Origin of the sequence: Paenarthrobacter sp. NPDC089675, from assembly GCF_044749185.1 — a bacterium.
Taxonomy (GTDB): Bacteria; Actinomycetota; Actinomycetes; order Actinomycetales; family Micrococcaceae; genus Arthrobacter.
In genome coordinates, this window is sequence record NZ_JBIVHM010000010.1 from 55,408 (window position 1) to 76,484 (window position 21,077).

The following is a 21,077-nucleotide window of genomic DNA, read 5'->3' on the forward strand; positions in this document are numbered from 1 at the left end:
GCCCTCATATCAGCGGATGGGGCAGTTGCTTGGAAGGCACGATGCCTTGACGCAGGAGGTTTAGGCCCTTGGATTCGTCCATGCTTAGCTGCACGGCTCCCGGACAAACCACCTTGCCGGTCACCCAGCCAAGCTCCCTGATGGCTGTCGGCAGGCGATGGGTGAGGTTGACCCAGTGGGAGCTGATCTCACGACCAGCCAGGTACTTCACGAGAACGTCGGCGTCGGGCAAGGCCTGGTCATCCGGGACGGGGACCGTGGGAAAGGTTTGGGTCCAGTCCCGAAGCGCGGATACGGCTGGTGCAGTACTCCAGAAATCAGCCCTCGTGGAATCGTCCGTCACCGCAGCGCCGGACCGGAAGGCACCCGGTTCCCGCGACAAGAACAACTCGCGGATTTGCAGCCCTTCCTGGAGTGCTCCCAACATTGCAGTGGCTGGGTCTGCTGCCGCTTTGAGGCCCACAGCTCCAAAAGGAGCGGACTCAGTGGCTCCGATGATGATGCAGACAGCCGTCATCAAGGGCGATGCCTCGGAGGGAACGAACGCCAACGTGAATGAAATCCCAGCCGCGAGCGCTGCATCAGAGAGGACCTTCAGAGCCAAGGCCTTTGGAGACTCCGAGAGCCCGGTCGCATCCACTTTGTGAAGCGGCTCCATCGTCTGCCAGGCCGCAAGGAAAGCATCCCGCTCCACCACTTCGGCCAGGGCGGAAGTTTGGGCGAAGTGCTCCGACGGGCCGGACGCCGCCCCGTTCGGGGAGGGATCAAAAAACCGTTCCCAAGGCTCTGGCCCCGGGCCTCCTGCGCGGTAATCAACCACCGGCGCCGGAACCAACGACTCTTGCCCGGTTAACAGGTCCACGGCGCGGTACCAGGGGACATCACAGGCGAGCGCGGAGGCACGTCCCAAGCCTGCTGTGACAAAGTCGATGCGGCGGCCTGCTGCGTCGGTTGCCGCCAGGTGCGCGGCATCCGATGGTGAAGGAACAAGGGCGAACCGTTCCACGGCTTCTCCGGCGCCCCTCATCAACGAGCCGCGCCGCCTGACGTCAAAGGCTCCGACGGCGGATGCGAACCCGCTGCCGTGGCAGGACCCGTTGGCGAGCGTGGCTACGGTCCGCCAGAGCCCTGACTCATTGGGCGCATAGACGGAGGATTGGGAAACCAGTCCGGAAGAAGGGTCCAAGGTGAGTACGGGATCGACGCTCATTTTTCGCAAACCCACAGCTCGATGTCCTTCAGGGCCGGGGTTGGTGCGGCAATCCTGACCGGCCGCCGATCCAAGATGGTGAGGCCTTCGCCGAGAAGTTCTTCTTCGATCAGGGAATTGCTGACGAACGCGACATCGCTGGCGTAGGCCGTGGAATGGTAAGTGCCGCCATTGTTGAAGCTGACGTGGATCATGGTCACGTGCCTCGCGCCGTTCACGGGATCCCGGCTTTCCGCGGTGATCAGGAAGGCATCGTCCCCCATCGGCGAGACTGTTGCTCCGGCGTCGTACTCTTCTGTCCCTTGCTGGCTGTCGGCGTTCAGGACGGTCAGCAAAAAACGGCCATCAGGCGTCAAACCGCGGCGGACACGGCGAAATAGTTGCCGCCGGTCTTCACGGTGGAGCAGCGTCACCGAACTGGCTCCAAGAACAATGCAACCGTATTCGCCGTCGAGATCGAGGCGGGACATATCCGCCGTCAGCAGTTCTACCTTTGTTCCACGCGGGTTGAACGCGGGAGTGGATACCTTGGCTTGCAGGAGCTGAAGCATCTCGGCGGAGGAATCGACGGCCGTGACTGGGCGGCCGAGCGCCAGCAGGGCACGGGTGATTCGACCCGAGCCCGCCGCGAGTTCGAGGATCCGGCCTGCTGTTGTGCGGGCGGCCGCCTGTATTTCCGGGAGCTCCGTGAGGTCATCGGCCGTGATCCGGTCATAGAGCCGGGAGCCGGAAACACTGTAGAGGTCCTCCGGCGCGTCAAGGTGTCCCAGGACGCGGAGTATGGCGTCGGCAGTCTTGTCAGGTGCGGGATTCATCAGCTTGTCCTTGGGTGTGGTGTCCGAGTGCGGTGCGCACGCGGGCGGTCGAGGAAGGAAACCACCCGCGTGCGCAGCCAGATGCCGGCTAGGTAGCCGCGAGGCCGACCACGATGCCGGCGATGATGATCACGTCGCCAACGCGGATGTACCAAGGGGTGTCATCCGGGGTGTCGAGGTTCTCGAGTTCTTCGATGTTCAGTTGAAGACCCATATGGGCCTCCTTTCTCTTTGCTCGGACGCGGTTTAGGTGATGCTGACCGCGATGATGCCTATGGCTACTCCCTGGCTGACTCCGATGAACCAGTTCTGGAAGTCAGGAGTGTCCAGGGACTCGACCTCCTGGATGGCGAGGTTGAGCTGTTTTTGCATGCGCATTCACCTCCCTTCATTGCGGATTTCTGCGCGGCATGGACATCAGGTGATGCTGACGGCGATGCCCACCAAAGCGAGTCCCACCGTGATTCCGTGGATTCGTTCGCTCCAGTCGTCCGGGACGTCGATGCTTTCGAGTTCCTGGATGCCGAGGTCCAGGGCCTTCGGTGCAGTGCTGATCATGTGATCACCTCCTTCCCCCTGCCTGTGTTGATGGTTTGGGCAAGTCCTTTGCCTGGGAATTCCGGAGGACGTGCTGCACTCGGAAGGCGTCGAGCCCGCGCAACATCGGAAGCACGCCGCCCCAGTTCCGGATTGCCGAGGCAGCAGTGTCCTGGATGGTTTGCTCGCTGGCCCCACGGAGCTTCGGGATGGCCCATCGCACCATGAGCTCCTCGATGCCCGGGGCAGGATCGGGGTCCAAAGCCAGGCCGGGGGCCACTTCGGACCAGATCTGGTGCAACCTCGCGGGATCGCCCCAGGCGGCGTTGCCACCGGCGATTTCCTCCCAGACAGGCCCTATCAGCGCGGCAGTCGCTGTCATTTTCCGGGCACCCGTCAGGTACGCCAGCTCGTTGGCCACATACCAGTGCCTGGCGCCGTAGGGATTTCGGCCAACCAGCGACCACCCCGTGTGCGTTTCCATGCTGAACCGCGCCGCCGCCAACCGTGCAGGACCGGAATCGTTGCCTCGCAACTGTTCGCCTACGCGGAGGATCCGCGCCAGCAGCTGGTGACCGTCGTCGTCGAACATGCTCGCCGTGCTGCCGATCATCGTCCCGGCAACCCGCAGGAACGCCTCCAACAGCCCTTCAAGAACCAGTGTTAGCGGCAAGGTGGCGAGATGGGCCGGGTCCAAGATCGCAACGTCGCCGGACAGCTGCCCGGACGCCAGCAATCGGCGTCCGACGGCGGTGTCCAGGCACGCTACCGCGCTGACTTCCGCCCCGGTTCCCACGGTGGAGGGGAGGAGGACAGTCTTGGGGCGCCTGTTGGAATGCGGCAGGGGCGGCAACACGAGAAGCCCTGAACGCTTGGCATGGCGTTCCACGAAGATGGCCAGGCTGGGATCGGCGGAGAACAATGCACCAAGCTTCACCGCGTCCAGAATGGAGCCGCCACCGAGGCCCACCAACGTATCCAGCCGGTGCGAATGGGCGAACCCAACCACGTCCCTCAGCGTCCGGACAGTGACCGGAGCGGCGTCGAGGTTCAAGATCGGCACTCCCCTGAGATCGCCTTCCAAGAGCCGGCGCCGCTGACCTTCGAGAGCAGTGTCGGCCACGAGCCCCACGCGTCCGCGCGTGACGGAGCCGACGTACTTTTCTGTCATTCCCTCGCCCAAAATGATGCAGCGGGTCTTCCATGTCCGGTCGGCGATCATGCGAAGACCCCTGCCGCACGGGCCGTAATGAGCCCTTGGGTGATTGCTTTGCGCAGTTCCTCGACGTTTTCCTCCGTATAGGTCAGGGCGGGCAGGAGTTGGATACGTCCGGGACCCGGTTGCACGATCGCCCCGGCTTGGTGGATGTGCTGCACCGCCGCGAGCGTGGCATCGGGCGAGAGCGGGAGCCCGTTGGTGTCGTAGAGCTTGACGCCGCGCATGCAGCCCCGGCCCGTGGAATCGCCGACCCCTGCCATTTCGCCCAGTTCGTCGATCAAGCCATCCAAGCCCGCGGCTACTTTGAGGGTGAGGTCCTGGTGGTTCAGCCGCTTCATTTCCTGGATGGTGGCCAGGACCGCTGCACAAGTGGCAGGGGTACCGGCTTGGGTTTCGCCATGAACAAAGACGGATTCCGTCGCGTCGAAGATGTCAGCAATGCGTTTGCCTACCAGCAGTGCGGCGCAGGCACTTGTCCCGTTGGTGAGACCTTTGGAGGTGACCAGGACATCCGGGGCGTCGGGCCATTCATCGGAGACAAACCACGAACTCACGCGCCCGAAACCTGTTGCCACCTCGTCGGCTACCAAGAGGAAGCCGTGCTGCTCCCTTTGCTTGCGGAGCTCTTCCAGGAAGTCCGCGGGGACCACCTCGGCCCCGGAACCCAGGACCGGTTCCATCACGACGGCGGCAATTCGGTGACCCTCGCGGCGAAAAAGGTTTTGCAGTTCCGCGCCGTGGTCCTGAAACGCGATATGGCGGATGTTCCGGCCGTCGACGCCGTATATCCCTTGACCGAGTTCGTCTCCACTCAGGGCCTGGCTGCCGTAGGTGAGGCCGTGGTAGCTGCCTTTGAGCCCGACGACCAGTTTCCGTTCGGGTTGCTGATTGAGCACCCAGAACTGGCGGGCAAGCTTCATCACGGCATCGTTGGCAGCGCTTCCGGAGGTGGAGAAGACCACCCGCTGGTAAGGGTGTGCCGGCAGTGCGAGCAATGCGCGGGCTGCTTCAAAAGCCTTGCGGTGCCCTGTCCGGAACAAAGGAAGGTACGAGGCCTTCTCCATGGTTGCCGCGATCGCCTGGGCGATGGCTTGGTTGCCGTAGCCGAGGTTGGCGTTCCACAGGCCGCTCTTGGCACACAGCCTCCGGCGCCCGTCCTCAAAGGTGACGTGGACGCCGTCGGCCGTCACTGCGGTGAAGCTGTCCGATTCGAAATTGTGCTGCGGTACCAACGGCACCCACATCGGGAGGTCGGAACGCCCCATCAGATGGCGCCCAGGAGGTGGATGCCCAGGCCACCGAACTTTGCCACCACTGTCCGAACGCCTTCCTCTGCGGCTGTGGGCGAAATACCCAGGGCTGCCGAGCTGACGGTAGCCGCTGCTTCAACATCCCTTAGGTTCAAGACGGCCTCAACGATGGTCGCGGCGTCCGACCCGAGTTGGAACAGCCTGCCCGCTGTGGTGTCCAGAAGTCTGTACTCACCCTGCTTTTCAAGGATGAAAGGAGCACCAGGCAAGGGGAGGCTGTGGGTTCCAGCCGCTCCGTAGAGACTGAGTCCGAACCCAACCAAGCGGGTCTCCGGACGGTCCTCCCGCTTGATGAACTTCCAGGCGTCCAAGGCCGCCAGGTAGCGCGGGATCCACGGACGCTGGTTGAGGGCTCTCCTGATTTCGGCCGCATCAGTCACTGAAGCAACCGCTGATTCAGGCCTCAAGGGCACGGATTTGAGCCGGAGATCATGCACGGTGTCCCCGGCCCACCCAATCACCGTGCCGTAGGGACCGTTGAGGACCGTGCCATCTGCGGTGATGTGGATCCGGCCCAGGTTCCTGTCCAGGCAGCCGTATCCGGCCAGCAATCCGCGTTCCCCCAGGACCGCGTTGACCTCCGTCAGCTGTCGCACGAAGTGGCCGGAGCGGCGGGCTTCCTCGGCATCAGCGAAGAAGGCCTGCCAATCATCCTGGCTCGTCAGCCTGACAATCGTCACCCCAACAAGGTTGATGAACGGTACGGCCACGTAATCCTGGACCTCCACGCTCAGCGTGCCGTCCACCAGCAGTTCACCCCCGGGGTCATTGAAGGAACCCTTGAGGCTGACTATGCCCGGGTGGTCCGAGTCGCCGTCCACCACCAGCACCACCGAGCCTTCGCCGGCGAGCTTCAAGGCATAGTCCGTGTGCGCGGCGTTCTCCGCGAAGACCACGTGGCCGGGTATACGACCCGGGATTCCCGTCACCCACTGATCCACGGCCGCCGCAACAGTCTGTTGCCGATTCAACGCCAATTTGCCAACCCCCAATAGTTGTCTGCGTTTCGCCTGAGCGGGCCCTGCTGTCCGGGCTCGTTCATGGAAAGGACACTATGGGGGCGAAGCGGCCCCACGATCGGAGAAATCCAAATTAGGTGGTGATTTGGGCCAAATTAGGTGGTGAAAACGGGCAACTAGGTGTTTTGACGGGTGGGTCTAGGTGGTGGATTTCAATGCCCGAACATCTCAAGGCAGCCACCGTCCATGATGCTGCCGCCTGCCTGGAGAGTGAGCTCGCCTTCTCGCGGGATAACGCCGTATATGCAGCCTCCGCTGGGCACCGCGACGCCGAACCGGACGCCGTTGCCGCCGTCGTCCGTTTGTACTTCGCGGAGGCCGAGTGCTTCGAATGCCGTTTCTATTTCGTTTGCCGTGACGGGTTGCGGCAGCGCCGAGAGTGCCGTCTTGGCGGGCTCGATGTGTTGTTCGAGTTGCGATTGAACGTCCGGACTGAGCTTCCGCCGCTGCCGGTACATTTCGTTCTGCGCCATCGCGGCGTCACCGTCGTAGGCGAAGCAGTTCGCGTGCCGTGGTTCCGTGCCGGCACTCGGACAGGCGGCCGTCGGGGTGGTGGTTTCGTTTGCCGGCGTCGTCGCTGGCGGAACACCGCAGCTCACCAACGCGAGAAGTACGACGGCGGCGGCGGGCAGGGCTCGCAACGGTGCTTTTGTTTTTCCCATCCAAGGGACGATACGGTAAGGAGGCTGCTTTATCCATCGACTGGGGTAAATGGTTGGGCTCCCGTATTCTGTCGGTAGCATGTGCTCATGCAGACCTTCACCTGGACAAAGCCACGCACCGAAGAGACCAAAGTCGCAGTGCTTCTTCCCGGCTCCGGGTATCCGGTTGAGGGCCCTGTGCTGTTCTGGGTTGGGGAGATGCTCGGCGCACATGGATGGCATGTCCAAGCAGTGAGGTGGACCGCGGAAGACCAGCTGAATGTAGATCCGGGTTACCTGGCTACACGAGCGGCCGAGAAGGCCTTCGCGGATTCACCTCCAGCTGATCAGCGTTTGATCGTGGCCAAGTCCGTGAGCACTCTTTCGATTCCGTGGGCGGAAGAGACCCAAACCTCCGGTGTGTGGCTCACCCCTCTCCTCAACGACGAACGAGTCCGCACTACAATCGCCAACTCCTCGAAAAACGACCTCTTCATCGGTGGTTCCAAAGACAAGCTCTGGGATGGCGGCCGCAGGTCGGAGCCAAACGGCACGTTCCTCGAAGTGCCCGGGGCAGACCACTCGTTGCAGGTCGGCGATGACTGGCGGGCTTCCCAGAGAGCCCAGGCAGAGGTCTTTGAGGCGATCGAGGACTTCGTGTTGCGACTCGGCAACAAACGCTGAATACCACCTAGATGAATTTTGCCACCACCTATTTTTGGCAAAACAGCACCTATTTTCTTCGCATTTCGGCTGTGAAGGGTCATCTTCGCCACCTAGTACCGGAATCGTGGTGCATGCTGTGGCACGAGGAGACGTAACGACATTGGGGGTTCGGTAATGAAGGTTTGGTATCTCGTGACTGGGGGGCTGCAGGTCTTGGCTGCCGTTACTTCCTACTTCGGCGGCAACGCAGGCGTCGCTGTACTGAATGCGGTGGCCGCGGCTTGTTCCATGACACTGTGGGTTCTGGCCAGGAAAAGGGAGCAGGCAGCCGTCCCGCCACCTGCCTCGGAGGTCTGAGTCGTGGCGCGTGGAACATCAGCCACCAACTACTGGCTGGGTCTCTCGGTTGCGGTCGGGCTCTTCATGGCACTAACCACCATGCTCGACTTTCCATGGATTTGGCTCGTACTCGGGGCCACGATGCTGTTCTTGGTTCTCCAGGCTATCTATTACGGACAATTTGGGCGAGGTGTCCTTCAGGACGTCAACTACGGAAAATCCTCGTCAGCAGCAGCCATGCCGTTCCTTTTCCCCGTTTCCATCCTCATAAGAGGCTCAGATATCGCTGTTTGGGCTGGACCGCTCCTGGGGCTCGTCGGCTTCGCAGTCTCGTACCTGTGCCTAAAGAAGGCAGGCTACTTCTACCGGCCGATCGGGGAACGTCTACAAGACGAGAGATAGGTGGGCGTCAGAACGTTTCGGCCTGTAGTCAGGAACTTGGTGCCCGACCACGCTCAAAGCCTGGCCGAACGTCAGACCATGTAGCTCACCACTCGATATTCCAAGGTGCCGAGCAATCTCATCGGGGCCCCCCTTTGACCGCCGCAGGGCAGGAAGGACGACGGCAAAGACTCTTGACGTCTCCCGTAGCATGCCATCAGGCTCACCGGACCTGTAGCCGCGTCTGCTCAACTCGATACATGCCTGGCGAAACGACCAGTCTGAGTAGATGCTGCCCTTATGGAACGCGTAGGCGAGCGCCATAGCGGAAACGCCGAGATGGGCTTTGAGCCTCAACAGACTCTCCACCGATGGCTCCCGTCCCACCATCGAACGCAACAAGACTCTAGGCATGAGTAATTCTGATGCGAATTGGTCTGCCTCCTTCTCTGCGTTGCGTTCGCTTGTAAGGGACATATCCAGTCCGGCATGGAGCACCAAATGCCCGAGCTCGTGCGCCAGATCGAAACGCGACCTTTCCGCTGTCTTCATGGTCGAAAGGAAGACAAAAGGAACTCCGTCTTCCCACAGACTGAATGCATCAACTTCCTTCGCTCCATCAGGAAGAGTCAGCACACGGACGCCATGTGCTTCGGCCAGCCGAACCAAGTTCGGCAGGGGGTCTATTCCGAGCCCCCATTCGGCTCGCAGTTGTTGGGCCGCTTGCCGAGGCTCCAGCGGAGCAAGATCGGGGATAGACAGGTCAGGCAACGCAAAGTGCTGAAGCAGGAACGAATACAATTCCACACCCGTCCGGGCTGCCGACGTGGCCGCGTGCTTCTGAGCCGCACTGGAACGACGACGCGCACGAAAGAAGACTCGATCTTCCTCCACAGGTGCAGCCGGTGGGAGCGAGAGGAATGAGGGCTGGCAACCAATAGCCATGGCGAGGGGTGCGGCCATTCGGTCGGGCGCACCATGTGTCTCGTAATTGGTAATCGTCCGCGAAGTAGCGTCCAGGCGCTCAGCCAACTGAGCCTTGCTAATGCCCGCCCGCAACCTCGCAAGAGTGATCCGAGAGGGTTCGAGCGTCATGGCAGTTCAACAATCCTAAAGTCGACATCGTCCTGCGGCCCGATGGGTCGGCGAGAAATTTCAAAGTCAGACAAATCTATAGGTGGCAGGATGATGCGTTGGGTCCACTGCGTAATGTCACCGTTCGTGATCTGGGCCGGCAGTGAAAGCTCAGCCCGTACCACCGGTTCATCCCTTGACCAGTGGTATAGCAGGACCCACGTAAGGGGCACCTGCGTTTGCTTGACCACTGGCAACTCAAAGACCAGGTCAAGCACTTGTTGGCCATTGCACTGAACAGCTGCGTCCGTTGCCGGACCTCGGCGCCGGGCCGTCCCAGGAATGACGTCTTTCGAGAGCGCGGTATTCGCATTCCCGCCTATGACCATAATTGAAGTTAAGCCGTCAGGAGAAAAGACGCGAGGCGAGTTCTGCGGGTCTGCTTGCGTCCATTCTTGCTCGTTCAGTTGCTCACGCAGAGCTCCAACCGTTTCGGACCACTGCACAAATCCGCGCGCGGTGACAGGGTGAAAGTTAGTGACATTCTGAGCCTGCCGCACTCCCCTGAGGACTGAGGTTGTCAAAGTTGCGCTCTCCAAGCCTAGCGATGCCAGCGCCTTTGTAGCATCGTCGGAGGAGACAAACGGTTCCAGCCGAAGCGGTTCAACAGACACACGAACTCCTTTCAATCTCCTCATAATAGTGCAGAAAACCGGAAAATTGACGTAGCCCTCCTGTGTCCCTGCGCAGCGCGAAGGTGTGATTGGATTGCCCCTTCCCGCCAAGTGCGCGGCGCTGCGCATGCTCTGACGAAGCCTTCAGAAAGGTCACGACGAACTGTCACCGCGGGCCGGGAGGAAAAAGCCAACAGAGATCTCCGATTGGCGAGGACGTTTTCTGAACGCGGCAAACGGGGAGGTTGGCGCACATGGCGATCTTGGCCGCCCACGCGGGGCGGCCAAGGATCAAGCCTTACAAAACGGTCGTCCGCGAAAGCGATAGGTCTTTCGTCTCCCGGAAGAAAAGGACCACCACCACTGCGGAAACTAAGGCCATCCCCATCAGGTAAAACGCCGGAGCCAGCGGAGTTCCGAAACCGGCAACCAACCCGGTCGCAACAAACGGAGCAGTACCTCCGAAGAGCACGTAAGCCAAGGTGTAGCCGATAGCCGAGCCTGAAGCCCGGACAGAAGAGGGGAACATCTCCACCAGAGCCGGCACGTTCGAGGTGCCAATGACTGCAACCAAGGCGCCCAAGACACTCGTCCCAAGAATTGCGAACCCAAGTCCCAGTGGCATGATCGAGAAAGCCGGAATCGTCATCACCACAAAGCCAACACAGGCGACCAGCAGCATGCGTTTCCGGCCATACCGGTCACTGAGGCGTGCGGCAACCGGACAGACTGCCGTGTAAACGAGCATTGTCACCACACTGGTAAGCATCGACTCTGCCGATGAGTACCCCAAGCTCGAGGTCATGTACGCGATCATGTAACTGCTCATCAGGTAATAGGCGATCGCATTGGTGATGCTGTACCCGAACAAGGTGAAGATCTGCCGCGCGCACAGCCGGATAGCATCCCCCAGGGGCCGCTTTGCAACCTCACCGGAATTTTCCAGGCCCCGGAACACTGGAGTGTCATCCACCTTGGACCGTATATACAGCCCGATCAGCCCCAGCGGCGCCGCGAGCAGGAACGGAATCCGCCAGCCCCAAGCCTGCAGATCGGCCGAACTCAGGGTGGAGGTGATAGCCACACCCAGCAACGCTCCGGCAACGGACGCCAAACCCACCGTCGCGGGAATGACACTCGCGTACGTTGCACGCTTTCCGGCTGGCGCGTACTCCACGATGAAGGCGGAAGAACCTGTGTACTCACCCCCGGTAGTGAAGCCCTGCACTGCTCTGAACAGGAACAAGAGGATCGGAGCCCAGACCCCAATCACTGCAAACGTGGGCAGGATACCAATGCAGAATGTCGCCGCGCTCATGATGACCACACAGAGCCCGAGCATCTTGTTCCGGCCAATCCGGTCACCGTAGCGTCCAAAGAAGGCCGCCCCAAGGGGCCTGGCAATGAAGCCGCCGGCAAAGATGGCCCAGACGGCCAGAAGTGACGCCGTCGTGCTGTAGTCGGGGAAGAAGAGCTTGGCGATAGTGACGGACATGACCGCATACGCGGCGGAGTCGAACCACTCGACGAAGTTCCCGACGGCGGCTGCCGCAGCAACGCGCTTAAGGTTCCGACGCGGGGACGCCTCAGTGTTGGCTGCGGAATTCTGGGTCACAGTATTCATGATGACTGTCCTTCACGGGGAGTGTGCGGGAGTTCTCGGAGTTGGGCTCGCTGGACCTTGCCCGTGGCGGACTTCGGCAACGCGGAAACGTATTCAATGAAGCGTGGGTACGCGAAGCGGGAGAAGTTCTCCTTCACGTGCGCCACGATTTGTTTGCTCAGGTCCGCTCCCCCGGCGGTACCCGGCATCAGTTCGATCCATGCCTTGATGGATTGTCCGCGCAGCTCGTCCGGGACGCCCGTCACGGAGACATCCTTCACTGATTCGAGTTCGCGGATAACGGCCTCAAGCTCGTAGGGCCCCACACGGTAGCCGGAGGTTTTAATAACGTCGTCGGTCCGCCCCAGGAACCAGTAGTAGCCGTCCTCGTCCGCGTAGGCCTGGTCTTTGGTGTGGTACCAGTCCCCGCCGAACGCGGCGGCCGAAGCCTCCGGCAGGTTCCAGTATCCCAACGGGAACTGCGGGTTGGTGCGGGCGCGGAGGCAGATCTCACCGGTCTCACCCTTCGGGACTTCCTGCTCATTCTCGTCCAGGAGCCGGACGTCCCAGCCGGGTAGCGGCTTGCCCATCGAGCCCGGTTTTACGGGCACGTCCGGGTAGTTCCCGAGAAGCGGGTATGACTCCGTGGAACCGTAGTAATCCAGCAGCGTCACGCCGAACTGCTCGTCGAACCAGGTGATGAGGTCCGGTGTCAGCGGCTCATTGGACGAACAAACGGTCCGCAGGGACAGCGGGAAGCGAGTACCGGCGTCGGGCACGTCTTCGCGCATCTTGCGCAAGAACGTCGGGTTGACGAGCGCGCTGGTGACGCGGTGGCGGCTCATGGCGTCCAGGAGGGCCGCGGGGTCGAAGCCACCTTCAGGCCGGAAGACAAGGTGCGTGGCGCCGAGCCGCAGCGGGCCCATCAGCTTGGCGAGCGACCACGCCCAATCCCCCGCACCGTAGAACACGTCGCCGTCGCCGAGTTGGTGGCAGTACTCGAACTCGTTGTGGCCCAGGAGCGTGCGGTGGGCATGGACGATTCCCTTCGCACGGCCCGTGGTGCCCGAGGTGTAGAAGATGAGCGCGGGGTCGTCCGCTGTGGTTTCGACGTTCTCGAATTCCGTTGGTGCCACTGCGATTTCGGGGCCGTCGATGTCGATGAACCTGCCTTCGAAACCCTCAAACAGGTACCTGGCGGATTCCTCGGCGATGATCACCGACGCGCTGCTGTCCTCCAGCCTGAAACGGATCGGCTCCGCGGCCCACAGCAGGGACATCGTCACCAGGATCGCGCCGGTCCGCAGCACGCCAAGGTACGCGGCCGGGGTGTCGGATCGCTGCGGCAGCAGGACGGCGACACGGTCGCCCTTCTTGATGCCGGCGCTTTGGAGCGCGACTGCGATCTGCCGCGAACGGTCCTGGATTTCGCCCCAGTTCACCTCTCGTTGACCTTCGACGGCGGACTCCAGGATGAGTGCGCGCTTGTCCCTTGGGTGGTGGTCGGCGACGTCGGCGGCCATGTTGTAGAGCTCGGGCACCTCCCAGCGGTGGTTGCTGCGCAGCTCCGTGTAGCGGTCTTGGGTTGCGGTTGTCATGTGTGGGTGCCTCCTGTGGTTTGGGCCGGAATGCTCGGCGGCGATTCAGCGGCGGCCTGCGAGGAACCGTGCCATTTCGCGCTGCGGTTCGCCGGTGCCGTAGGCCTCGCGGTGGACACGCTTGGCTTCGGCCATGGCGTCGGTGAGGTCGTCGTCTTCCAGGCTCCGGAGGCGGTTCTTCGTGAGGCGGACCGCACCCGGAGGAAGGAGACTCAAGCGCGAGGCGAGTTCTTGGGCGTAAGCCAAGGTGCCGCCGTCGTCCGTCAGGTAGTTAAGGAGGCCGAGCCGCTGCGCCTCAACAGCGTCCACCAGTTCTCCGGTGAGGACAAACTGGGAGGTCTTGGACTTGCCGAGGATGCTCCACATGGCCCAGATGCCGGTGATGCTGGGAATGCCGGAGAGGACTTCGGGTTGGCCCATGCGGACCTGGGAGTCGCCGACGCGGAGGTCCGCCAGGAGCGCGTACTGGAAGCCGGAACCTGCTGCGACGCCGTTGACCGCGGCGATGGTGATCTGGTCGAGGTTGCGGACGGCGCGGTAGAGACGGTCGAAGCCGTCGATCCAGGCCTCGGCGGATGCATGGTCTTCGGGGTTCATTCCGGCGGTTTCGGCGAGGTCCTGTCCGGCGCAGAAGGCGCGACCCGTTCCGGTGAGGATCACGGTGCGGATCTCGTCATTGCCTTTGAGGTTTTCAAGGTGGGCGATGAGTTCGTCGCGCATGGCCTTGGTCCACGCGTTGAGCTTGTCCGGGCGGTTGAGCGTGATGGTGGCGATGGGGCCGTTTTGTTCGAAGAGGACTTCCTGGGACACGGTGTTTCCTTTGATCTCTAGGGCTTGCTTTCGTCCATCTGACCACCGGTGATTGTGACGCGTCTAACATCAATATCTACTTGCGGCGATACCAAACTGATATGGTGCGCGGATGGATCTTCACCATCTCAAGTACTTCGTGGTGCTCTCCGAGGAGCTGCATTTCGGCCGGGCGGCACAGCGTTTGCACATGGCCCAGCCGCCTCTTTCCCAACGGATCAAGGACTTGGAGAAGGAACTCGGGGTCTTGTTGTTCCATCGGCGACGGACCGGCGTCGAGCTGTCCGAGGCGGGTGCGTTGCTGCTGGAGCATGCCCGCGGGGTGCTCGATCACGTTGCAATGGCGCAGGAGTCCATGCGCCGAATCCGGCCGGGCGCTTCAGGCGTGTTACAGGTAGCGGTGCCACCGGATACGAATCCAGTGGCGTTGTCCACCATGGTCTCTTCGTTTGCTGCATCCGCGCCGGACGTTCTGTTGAACCTGCACGAACTCACCACTGTTGAGCAGGTTGAGCGATTGCGCGACGGCGAACTTGACGTTGCGGTTGTTCGTCACCCATTGAGCAGCGTGGGTTTCGAGTCCGGCCAGGTGTTCTCCCGGGCGCTCGGAGTGGTACTGAATGCTTCGCATCCACTGGCTGCTTCGTCTTCGGTGCAGTTGGGTGACCTGGCCGGGAGCCCGTTGATCATCTTCCCGCGGCAAATGGCCCCAACCCTGTACGACTCGTTCCTGCACACGTGCCGGGATGCCGGCTACCTGCCTGCTGCCATAGTGCATGCGCGCAACCAACACTTCACGCATGGGCTGGTCCTGGCAGGACGGGGCGTTCATTTCAACGAGGAGCCTTGGACGCCGCTTCCATCCGGGATCGTGTGGCGGCCGCTTGTTGGCGATCCGCTGGCTTGGCGGACTTCGGCGCTGTGGCTGAAGAGTCGACGGTCAGCGGAGACTGATGCGTTTGTGGAAGCTGTGGGAGCCGGGTTGGGGGCTGGTGGGCATGGGTGAAGCTCGTCGGCGAGGCAACATCTGGTCAGTCCCCTTCACCCAACATGGATCTTATTTCTGCCGCACGGAAGGCGCTCTTCTCGCGCTGGTCGCGGGTGAATCTCCGGGCCTGCACATCAAGGACCGCCCGACTGGCAACCATCCCCACTCCCAGAAGATGAGCGACGCGACGAATTGCTTCATTCACGTGTTCTGAATCCTCAATCATTAGGAAGACTTCCTCGCGTCGATCAATCGCCAACATAAGGGCTTCGAGAATTGCCAGTTCTTCCCTCATCTGCCTCTCATACTGGTCCATCCCGTGATTCTTGCACGGAAGATGGCAACTGCCTCCACCGCGCCGCTGGACGGACCAGAGACAAATGAGCGCTGGAACGCTCGCTCCCGAAATTGTGCAAAGTCCCTTTGCACAATTACGTCCGAGGATCTTCACTTAGGGTTCCCGCCCGGCCGGCTGCGGATGGGCACTGGACCTGACTGTCGGTGGGGCAGGCTACGGTTCCCACTATGACGTCGATTGATCCCGAGCTGCCAGGTCCTTACGCCGATGTTCTTGCCTCAGTGAAGGACCAGGTACCAACTGCGCAAAGCCGTGTTCAACGCGTTGTTAACGTGGCGATGCTGAGGTTCGTTGACCAGAATCCGCCGGAACTCGTGCTCCCGAACGCGCGGCGTAGCGTCCAGGAAGCCGATCGCGCGACCGCTAACGGTCAACCGTCAGCCGCTAATTAGAATATGGCGCTGTCACGCTGGACGGTTCACAACAACCCCGCAACCTTCCGCGCCGTTTCCTTGGCCGATCCAGGATTCTGCCCGGTGACCAGTTTCCCGTCCGCAATTGCGTAGGAGACGAACGGGAGCTTGGCCTTTTCATACAGCGCCCCACGCTTCTTGATCTCTTCTTCGGCGTTGTACGGCACCAGCTTGTCCACCCGGGCAAGGACTTCTTCCTGCCACGCGAAGCCTGTGACCTTCCGGCCCTCCACCAGGAGGCTGCCGTCGGAAAGCCTGGTGTTGAGGAGGCCGCAGTATCCGTGGCAGACGGAGGACACGATTCCGCCCTGTTCCCAGATCTCGCGGGTGATCTTCTGCAGTCCTTCGTTGTCGGGAAAGTCGTACATCACTGCATGGCCGCCGGTGAAGTAGATGGCGTCGTAGTCGGCCGAGTCAATACCATCAGGGCTTGCAGTGTTTTCAAGGAGGGCCATGCGCTCCGGATCGGCGTGCCAGGACTTGGAAGCTTTGTCGAAGGTGGGGAACTTCAGCGATCGGGGCTCCAAGGGGACCGCTCCGCCTTGGGGGCTCACGATGGCTTGCTCGAAACCACCTTCCTCGAAGACCTCCCACGCGTGAACCAGTTCGGAGAGCCAAAGGCCGGTGGGGTGTGACGGGTCGTCGTAGTGGCTGACGTTGGTGACGACGTGGAGGATGCGTTTGGTCATGCTGGTTCTCCTTTTTGCTTGCCGGAAAGGGGCTTAGCCGGCTGTCGTTTTGCTGCCGTTGAGCGCGAAGATCGCCGCAACCGCCAACTTCACGCGAGCTTCAACGTCGTCGCTGCCTTGGGGCCGCAGTTTGCCGTCCAGATGCAGGAAGGCCAGGCCATGCGCCATGCTCCACAGCGCGACCGAAAGGCCTGAATTGCCTGGAAATAGGCGCTCAAACGTCTGGTTCAACATCCCATGGAGTTGTCCCGCCGCCTGGACACGTTCGCTGTCCTCCTCGTCGCATTCGTTGCCGAACATCAACCGGAAGACAGCCGGCCGCCTCAAAGCGAACGCCACATATGCCACCCCGAGTGCCGTGATCACCTCCTCGGGTGCAGCAGCCGCGGGCAACTTACCCGACGCAGCTTCCAGGCGCGCCAGAAGATCCCGGAAACCCTCCACTGCCACGGCATTGTCGAGCGCCTCCCGGTCAGCAAAATGCCGGTAAGGCGCAGTCGGAGAGACCCCCGCGCGGCGGGCCACGGCTCTCAGGGAGAACGGCTCCCCCGCTTCCAGGCTCTCGACGGCGGCAGCGACCAGTGCCGCACGAAGGTCACCGTGATGATAGGGCTTTGCTGATGTTGACACTGCTAACTTCGCCTCCTACGCTGATGTAAGCAGTGTACACATAGCGGATTGGCAGATCCACGCCGACGCACAAAACACGCACGAAACCGAGGATGAAAATGCAGACAATATTGGGCGCCAACGGCCAAATTGCGATGGAACTCGCCAAAGTGCTGCACCGCGCCTACACCGAAGACCTGCGGCTCGTCAGCCGGAACCCCCGCAAGGTCAACGAGTCGGACTCCCTCGTCAAAGCCGACCTGCTCGACGCCGGACAGACCGCTGCGGCGGTCAAGGGCAGCGATATCGTTTACTTCACAGCGGGCCTTCCGGCGAACACGGAGCTTTGGGAAGCACAATTTCCTACTATGCTCCGCAACGCGTTGAAGGCATCAAGGGCCACCGGCGCCAAGTTCGTCTACTTCGACAACACCTACATGTACCCCCAGGACGATCGCGTCCAGACCGAAGAAACCCCGTTCACTCCCGTTGGCCGTAAGGGAAAAGTCCGCGCGGACATGGCATCGATGGTGCTGGAGGAAATGGCCAAGGGCGACATTCCCGTCCTTATCGCTCGCGCCCCCGAGTTCTACGGACCGGGCCGCACGCAGAGCTTCACGAATGCACTGCTCATCGACCGCCTGAAGAAAGGCAAGAAGCCCTTCGTTCCCGTGTGCGATGACCGCGAAAGGACACTGATCTGGACACCGGACGCCAGCCGGGCTCTCGCTCTTCTGGGCAACACGCCTGACGCTTTCGGGCAGACGTGGCACCTCCCGGTCGATGCGGAGCCAGTAACCTACCGTCAGTTCGCCAACATCGCCAGCGAGGCGTTCGGACAGAACGCCGGCTACACAGTTGTGCCCCGATGGGTCCTGAACGTCGCGGGAGTGTTCTCAGCCCAGGTGCGAGAGCTGCGGGAACTTCTTCCGCGCTACGAACACCACAACCGCTTCAGCTCAGATAAGTTCACTTCACGGTTTCCCGAGTTCGCGGTAACTTCCCCTCGGGACGGCCTGGCAATCATCCGCCGCGAAGCGGACTCGTCGCGGCCGGCTCCGCACTAAAGACGTCAGGCCAACGCCCGTTCACCCTGGACCGGGGCTGGTTCGGCAACCTCCGTCACTACACTCCGGTTCCGCGCCGACTCCTCGACGGCGGCCAACACCCGCTGCACCTGCAGCCCGTCGTCGAACGACGGCGATGGCGCCTCACCGGAGCGGATCGCGCACAGGAAATCCCGGACCTGGTGTGTGAACGTGTGCTCCCACCCAATGATGTGCCCCTGCGGCCACCACGCCGCAGCGTAGGGGTGTTCCGGCTCATTCACGAGGATCCGCCGGAACCCCTGCTCCCGCACGGGCAGCGTAGCGTCCAGGAAGCCGAGCTCATTCAGGTTTTCCAGATCGAACGACAGCGAACCCAACGATCCATAGATCTCAATCTTCAAAGAGTTCTTCTGCCCGGTAGCCACCCGTGACGCTTCAACCGACGCGCTGAGGCCTCCGGTCAGCCCCAAAGTGGCCCACGCGGCGTCGTCCACTGTCACTTTCTCAAGGCCCGACGGACCGGGCCGTTCGGCAACAAAAGTCCGCAGCGTCCCTGTCACTTCGGTGACGGTCTGCCCGGTGAGGTGCTGGACCTGGTCAATGGCGTGGGAAGCAATATCGCCGAGGGCCCCGGAGCCGGCGGTCTCCTTCCGGAGCCGCCAGCTCATGGGGGTTTCGACGTCGGACAGCCAGTCCTGCAGGTAGGCGGCGCGGACGTGCCGAACGGTTCCGAGCCGGCCTTCGGCGATCAGTTCGCGGGCCAAGGCGAGCGCCGGGACGCGCCGGTAGTTGAACCCGACCATCGACTGCACGCCCCGCGCCCGGGCCGAAGCTGCGGCGGAAACCATCAGCTCAGCCTCGTCCAGCGTGTTCGCCAGCGGCTTCTCCACGAGCACATGCTTCCCAGCTTCCAGCGCGGCGATAGCGATCTCGGCGTGCATCCAGCCCACAGCACAGATGTCCACGATGTCGATGTCTTCCCGCGAAATCACCGCTCGCCAGTCAGTGGCGGACTCAGCCCAGCCGTATCTGACGGCGGCCTCGGCCACCGACGCGGCATCCCGGCCGACAAGCACCCGCTGCTCGAAGGCCGGGACGTCGAAGAAGCTGGCCACATTCCGCCACGCATTCGAGTGGGCCTTGCCCATGAACGCATAGCCAATAGCGGCCACGCCTAGGGGACGGTCAGAAGGAAAGGAAGCACTCATGGCTTAGGCGAACCAGTCCCGCGCAGGGTTGGAGACCTCGGGCGCCTCCCGGAAGACGCCCGGCTGCGCCACCCAGCCCACGCCGTTGGCGATGACCTTCTGGATCTGCGGTTGGTGGTACACGGGGTATTCCTGGTCGCCGGGGCTGAAGTAGAAGATCCGCCCCTTGCCGCGCGAGAACGTCACGCCGGAACGGAACACCTCTCCCCCGGTGAACGAGCTGATGAAAATCAGGTCATCGGGCTCAGGGATGTCGAACAGTTCCCCGTACATTTCCTGCTGCGGAATCACGATTGGGCTTTCAATCCCGGCCGCGATCGGGTGCGACGGTTTGACGGTCCAGACCAGCTCCCGTTCGCCTTCGTTGCGCCACTTGAGCGAGCATGTGGTTCCCAGCAAGCGGGTGAAGATCTTGGCGAAGTGCCCGGAGTGGAGCACCACCAGGCCCATGCCACCGAGCACATGCCGCTGCACGCGCTCCACCGCTTCCTCGGAGACGTCGCCGTGGGCAATGTGGCCCCACCAGAGCAGCACGTCAGTCTGCGCCAGGACTTCCTCGGACAATCCATGTTCCGGGTCAGCCAACGTTGCCGTAGTGATTTCGGAGTCCGGGTAGAAGCCGCGGAGTCCGGCCGCGATGGCGCCGTGGATCCCTTCCGGGTACATCTCGCCGATGGTGGCGGGCTCGTTGCGGGCCTCGTGGACGCCTTCGTTCCAGACAACAATTTTCAACTTGGACTCGGTCATTTCAGAGGCTCACTTCGCGTTGTTCCAAGGCGGACTTGTAGCAGGCATCGAGCACCAGCGCACGGCTGAGGGCGAGCGATCCGTCGTGGCTTCCCCACACGGTCTCGCCGCCGCGCACGGCAGCAACAAAATCGTCGACGACGGCCTGGTGCGCCTTTCCGGGTTCGGCCACCACCTCGAAGTCGGCATTCTCGCCGTCCTTCTCGGTAAAGATGTGCACATCTGCGACGGGGTTCTCGGACGCGCCCACCGAGCGCAGGTCCGCGCCGCCGTCGGTCCCGTAAACGGTGAAGTCCATCAGGTCGCGCTCGTCGCGGTACGCAGCCCAACCAGCTTCTAGGATCAAAGTGCCGCCACCTTCCAAGCGGATGAACGCGGAGGCGAAGTCCTCAACTTCAAATTTATGGCTGGAGTTCGACGCCGTATAGCGCGCGTTGCCGCCGAGGCCGCGCGGGCCGAGCTCCGAATGTGTCGACGCGGAAACTGCCAGGACCTTCGGTTCACCCAGCAGGTGCAGCGCGTAGTCCAGGACGTGCACGCCGATGTCAGCCAGCGGACCACCGCCGGCGAGCGCCGGGTTGGTGAACCAGCTGCCGAGCATCGGAATGCCCTGGCGGCGAAGCCACGATGCCTTCGCGTAGTAGGGACGGCCGAGAGTGCCGTCGTCGATCACTTTCTTGAGCGCCTGGATGTCGCCGCGGCGGCGGTGGTTGAACGCGACGTCCAGAACTCGTCCGGCCTTGCGGGCGGCGTCGACCATCGCTTGGCCTTCGACGGCGTTGCGCGCGATCGGCTTCTCGCTCAGCACATGCAGTCCACGCTCAAGCGACGCAATGGCGATGGGCGCATGCAGGAACGTGGGCACGGCGATGCTGACGGCGTCGAGGTCTTCAAGCTCGATCATGTCTTCCCAGCGCGGGAACGCGTGCGGGATGTTGTACTCGTCCTTCAGCTGGGCAAGGAGTTCCGGCTCCATGCCCGCGACGGCGACAATTTCGACGCCGTCGATGTTGCTGTACGCCTTGAGGTGCTGCTGGCCGGCCCAACCGATACCAACAACTCCCACCTTGAGGGTTGCGGATGGGGCCTGCTGCTGAATGCTCACTGTGTTCCTGTTCTT

25 protein-coding genes are annotated in these 21,077 nt (G+C 62.1%); 5 read left to right on the forward strand and 20 right to left on the reverse strand.

Features of this window, described 5'->3' with window-relative positions; genetic code table 11:
- Positions 1–4: 4 nt before the first annotated feature.
- From ACIPY2_RS18545 to ACIPY2_RS18585, 9 genes are all read right to left on the reverse strand, one after another.
- The gene (locus ACIPY2_RS18545) at positions 5–1,210 is read right to left on the reverse strand and encodes a YcaO-like family protein (RefSeq protein ID WP_400267863.1); all 1,206 of its coding nucleotides are present in this window, start codon (positions 1,208–1,210) and stop codon (positions 5–7) included.
- Entirely contained in the window at positions 1,207–2,025 is an 819-nt protein-coding gene (gene mpaM / locus ACIPY2_RS18550; RefSeq protein ID WP_400267864.1) for a daptide-type RiPP biosynthesis methyltransferase, read from the reverse strand. Before mpaM ends, ACIPY2_RS18545 begins: the two co-directional genes overlap by 4 nt.
- A gap of 88 nt (positions 2,026–2,113) precedes the next feature.
- Positions 2,114–2,239 (reverse strand): daptide-type RiPP, encoded by a 126-nt coding sequence (locus ACIPY2_RS18555; protein ID WP_400267865.1) that lies wholly within the window; start codon positions 2,237–2,239, stop codon positions 2,114–2,116.
- A gap of 32 nt (positions 2,240–2,271) precedes the next feature.
- Entirely contained in the window at positions 2,272–2,397 is a 126-nt protein-coding gene (locus ACIPY2_RS18560; RefSeq protein WP_400267866.1) for a daptide-type RiPP, read from the reverse strand.
- Positions 2,398–2,442: 45 nt separating this feature from the next.
- Positions 2,443–2,583 (reverse strand): daptide-type RiPP, encoded by a 141-nt coding sequence (locus tag ACIPY2_RS18565; RefSeq protein WP_400267867.1) that lies wholly within the window; start codon positions 2,581–2,583, stop codon positions 2,443–2,445.
- A gap of 4 nt (positions 2,584–2,587) precedes the next feature.
- Positions 2,588–3,784, reverse strand: coding sequence for a daptide-type RiPP biosynthesis dehydogenase (gene mpaC, locus ACIPY2_RS18570; protein WP_400267868.1), 1,197 nt, complete (start codon positions 3,782–3,784; stop codon positions 2,588–2,590).
- A complete protein-coding gene (gene mpaD / locus ACIPY2_RS18575; protein ID WP_400267869.1) occupies positions 3,781–5,046 on the reverse strand; it encodes a daptide-type RiPP biosynthesis aminotransferase in 1,266 nt (421 codons plus the stop codon). Before mpaD ends, mpaC begins: the two co-directional genes overlap by 4 nt.
- The gene (gene mpaB, locus ACIPY2_RS18580; RefSeq protein WP_400267961.1) at positions 5,046–6,032 is read right to left on the reverse strand and encodes a daptide biosynthesis RiPP recognition protein; all 987 of its coding nucleotides are present in this window, start codon (positions 6,030–6,032) and stop codon (positions 5,046–5,048) included. Before mpaB ends, mpaD begins: the two co-directional genes overlap by 1 nt.
- A gap of 230 nt (positions 6,033–6,262) precedes the next feature.
- Positions 6,263–6,772: a hypothetical protein gene (locus tag ACIPY2_RS18585; protein ID WP_400267870.1), complete on the reverse strand. Its 510-nt coding sequence runs from the start codon at positions 6,770–6,772 to the stop codon at positions 6,263–6,265.
- Between the two features lie 87 nt (positions 6,773–6,859).
- Here ACIPY2_RS18585 and ACIPY2_RS18590 point away from each other — a divergent pair, with 87 nt between their 5' ends.
- The 3 genes from ACIPY2_RS18590 (at position 6,860) to ACIPY2_RS18600 (ending at position 8,158) form a co-directional block, all read left to right on the forward strand.
- Positions 6,860–7,435: a hypothetical protein gene (locus ACIPY2_RS18590; RefSeq protein ID WP_400267871.1), complete on the forward strand. Its 576-nt coding sequence runs from the start codon at positions 6,860–6,862 to the stop codon at positions 7,433–7,435.
- A gap of 174 nt (positions 7,436–7,609) precedes the next feature.
- Positions 7,610–7,774, forward strand: coding sequence for a hypothetical protein (locus tag ACIPY2_RS18595; RefSeq protein WP_400267872.1), 165 nt, complete (start codon positions 7,610–7,612; stop codon positions 7,772–7,774).
- 3 nt (positions 7,775–7,777) lie between these two features.
- Positions 7,778–8,158, forward strand: a complete 381-nt coding sequence (locus tag ACIPY2_RS18600; protein WP_400267873.1) for a hypothetical protein — start codon at positions 7,778–7,780, stop codon at positions 8,156–8,158.
- On the opposite strand, the gene ACIPY2_RS18605 is transcribed toward ACIPY2_RS18600, so the two are convergent.
- The 5 genes from ACIPY2_RS18605 to ACIPY2_RS18625 all read right to left on the reverse strand — a co-directional run bounded on the left by ACIPY2_RS18605 (position 8,141) and on the right by ACIPY2_RS18625 (position 13,896).
- Positions 8,141–9,232 (reverse strand): XRE family transcriptional regulator, encoded by a 1,092-nt coding sequence (locus ACIPY2_RS18605; RefSeq protein WP_400267874.1) that lies wholly within the window; start codon positions 9,230–9,232, stop codon positions 8,141–8,143. The genes ACIPY2_RS18600 and ACIPY2_RS18605 overlap by 18 nt on opposite strands.
- Positions 9,229–9,885 carry a hypothetical protein gene (locus ACIPY2_RS18610; protein WP_400267875.1) on the reverse strand — a complete coding sequence of 219 codons (657 nt, stop codon included), beginning with the start codon at positions 9,883–9,885 and terminating at the stop codon, positions 9,229–9,231. Before ACIPY2_RS18610 ends, ACIPY2_RS18605 begins: the two co-directional genes overlap by 4 nt.
- A 298-nt stretch (positions 9,886–10,183) precedes the next feature.
- Complete coding sequence (locus ACIPY2_RS18615) at positions 10,184–11,509, reverse strand: MFS transporter (RefSeq protein ID WP_400267876.1); 1,326 nt, start codon at positions 11,507–11,509, stop codon at positions 10,184–10,186.
- Positions 11,506–13,086, reverse strand: coding sequence for an acyl-CoA synthetase (locus ACIPY2_RS18620; RefSeq protein ID WP_400267877.1), 1,581 nt, complete (start codon positions 13,084–13,086; stop codon positions 11,506–11,508). Before ACIPY2_RS18620 ends, ACIPY2_RS18615 begins: the two co-directional genes overlap by 4 nt.
- 45 nt (positions 13,087–13,131) lie before the next feature.
- A complete protein-coding gene (locus ACIPY2_RS18625) occupies positions 13,132–13,896 on the reverse strand; it encodes an enoyl-CoA hydratase/isomerase family protein (RefSeq protein WP_400267878.1) in 765 nt (254 codons plus the stop codon).
- Between the two features lie 112 nt (positions 13,897–14,008).
- Between ACIPY2_RS18625 and ACIPY2_RS18630 the strand changes: the two genes are divergently transcribed.
- Positions 14,009–14,902, forward strand: coding sequence for a LysR substrate-binding domain-containing protein (locus tag ACIPY2_RS18630; protein ID WP_400267879.1), 894 nt, complete (start codon positions 14,009–14,011; stop codon positions 14,900–14,902).
- A 25-nt stretch (positions 14,903–14,927) separates the two neighbouring features.
- Here ACIPY2_RS18630 and ACIPY2_RS18635 read toward each other — a convergent pair whose 3' ends face one another.
- The 3 genes from ACIPY2_RS18635 to ACIPY2_RS18645 form a co-directional block, all read right to left on the reverse strand.
- Positions 14,928–15,200: a DNA gyrase subunit A gene (locus tag ACIPY2_RS18635; protein ID WP_400267880.1), complete on the reverse strand. Its 273-nt coding sequence runs from the start codon at positions 15,198–15,200 to the stop codon at positions 14,928–14,930.
- Between the two features lie 460 nt (positions 15,201–15,660).
- Positions 15,661–16,344, reverse strand: a complete 684-nt coding sequence (locus tag ACIPY2_RS18640) for a type 1 glutamine amidotransferase domain-containing protein (protein ID WP_400267881.1) — start codon at positions 16,342–16,344, stop codon at positions 15,661–15,663.
- Positions 16,345–16,377: 33 nt separating this feature from the next.
- On the reverse strand, positions 16,378–16,974 hold the full coding sequence (locus tag ACIPY2_RS18645; protein ID WP_400267882.1) for a TetR/AcrR family transcriptional regulator: 597 nt from the start codon (positions 16,972–16,974) through the stop codon (positions 16,378–16,380).
- 98 nt (positions 16,975–17,072) lie between these two features.
- Here ACIPY2_RS18645 and ACIPY2_RS18650 point away from each other — a divergent pair, with 98 nt between their 5' ends.
- On the forward strand, positions 17,073–18,020 hold the full coding sequence (locus ACIPY2_RS18650; protein WP_400267883.1) for an NAD-dependent epimerase/dehydratase family protein: 948 nt from the start codon (positions 17,073–17,075) through the stop codon (positions 18,018–18,020).
- 5 nt (positions 18,021–18,025) lie between these two features.
- Here the strand turns inward: ACIPY2_RS18650 and ACIPY2_RS18655 are convergent, their stop codons facing one another.
- From ACIPY2_RS18655 to ACIPY2_RS18665, 3 genes are read right to left on the reverse strand one after another with little or no spacing between them, the layout of a single operon-like run.
- The gene (locus tag ACIPY2_RS18655) at positions 18,026–19,210 is read right to left on the reverse strand and encodes a Gfo/Idh/MocA family protein (protein ID WP_400267884.1); all 1,185 of its coding nucleotides are present in this window, start codon (positions 19,208–19,210) and stop codon (positions 18,026–18,028) included.
- 3 nt (positions 19,211–19,213) lie between these two features.
- Positions 19,214–19,957: a ThuA domain-containing protein gene (locus ACIPY2_RS18660; RefSeq protein WP_400267885.1), complete on the reverse strand. Its 744-nt coding sequence runs from the start codon at positions 19,955–19,957 to the stop codon at positions 19,214–19,216.
- A 1-nt stretch (position 19,958) separates the two neighbouring features.
- Complete coding sequence (locus ACIPY2_RS18665) at positions 19,959–21,062, reverse strand: Gfo/Idh/MocA family protein (protein ID WP_400267886.1); 1,104 nt, start codon at positions 21,060–21,062, stop codon at positions 19,959–19,961.
- Positions 21,063–21,077 lie beyond the last annotated feature (15 nt).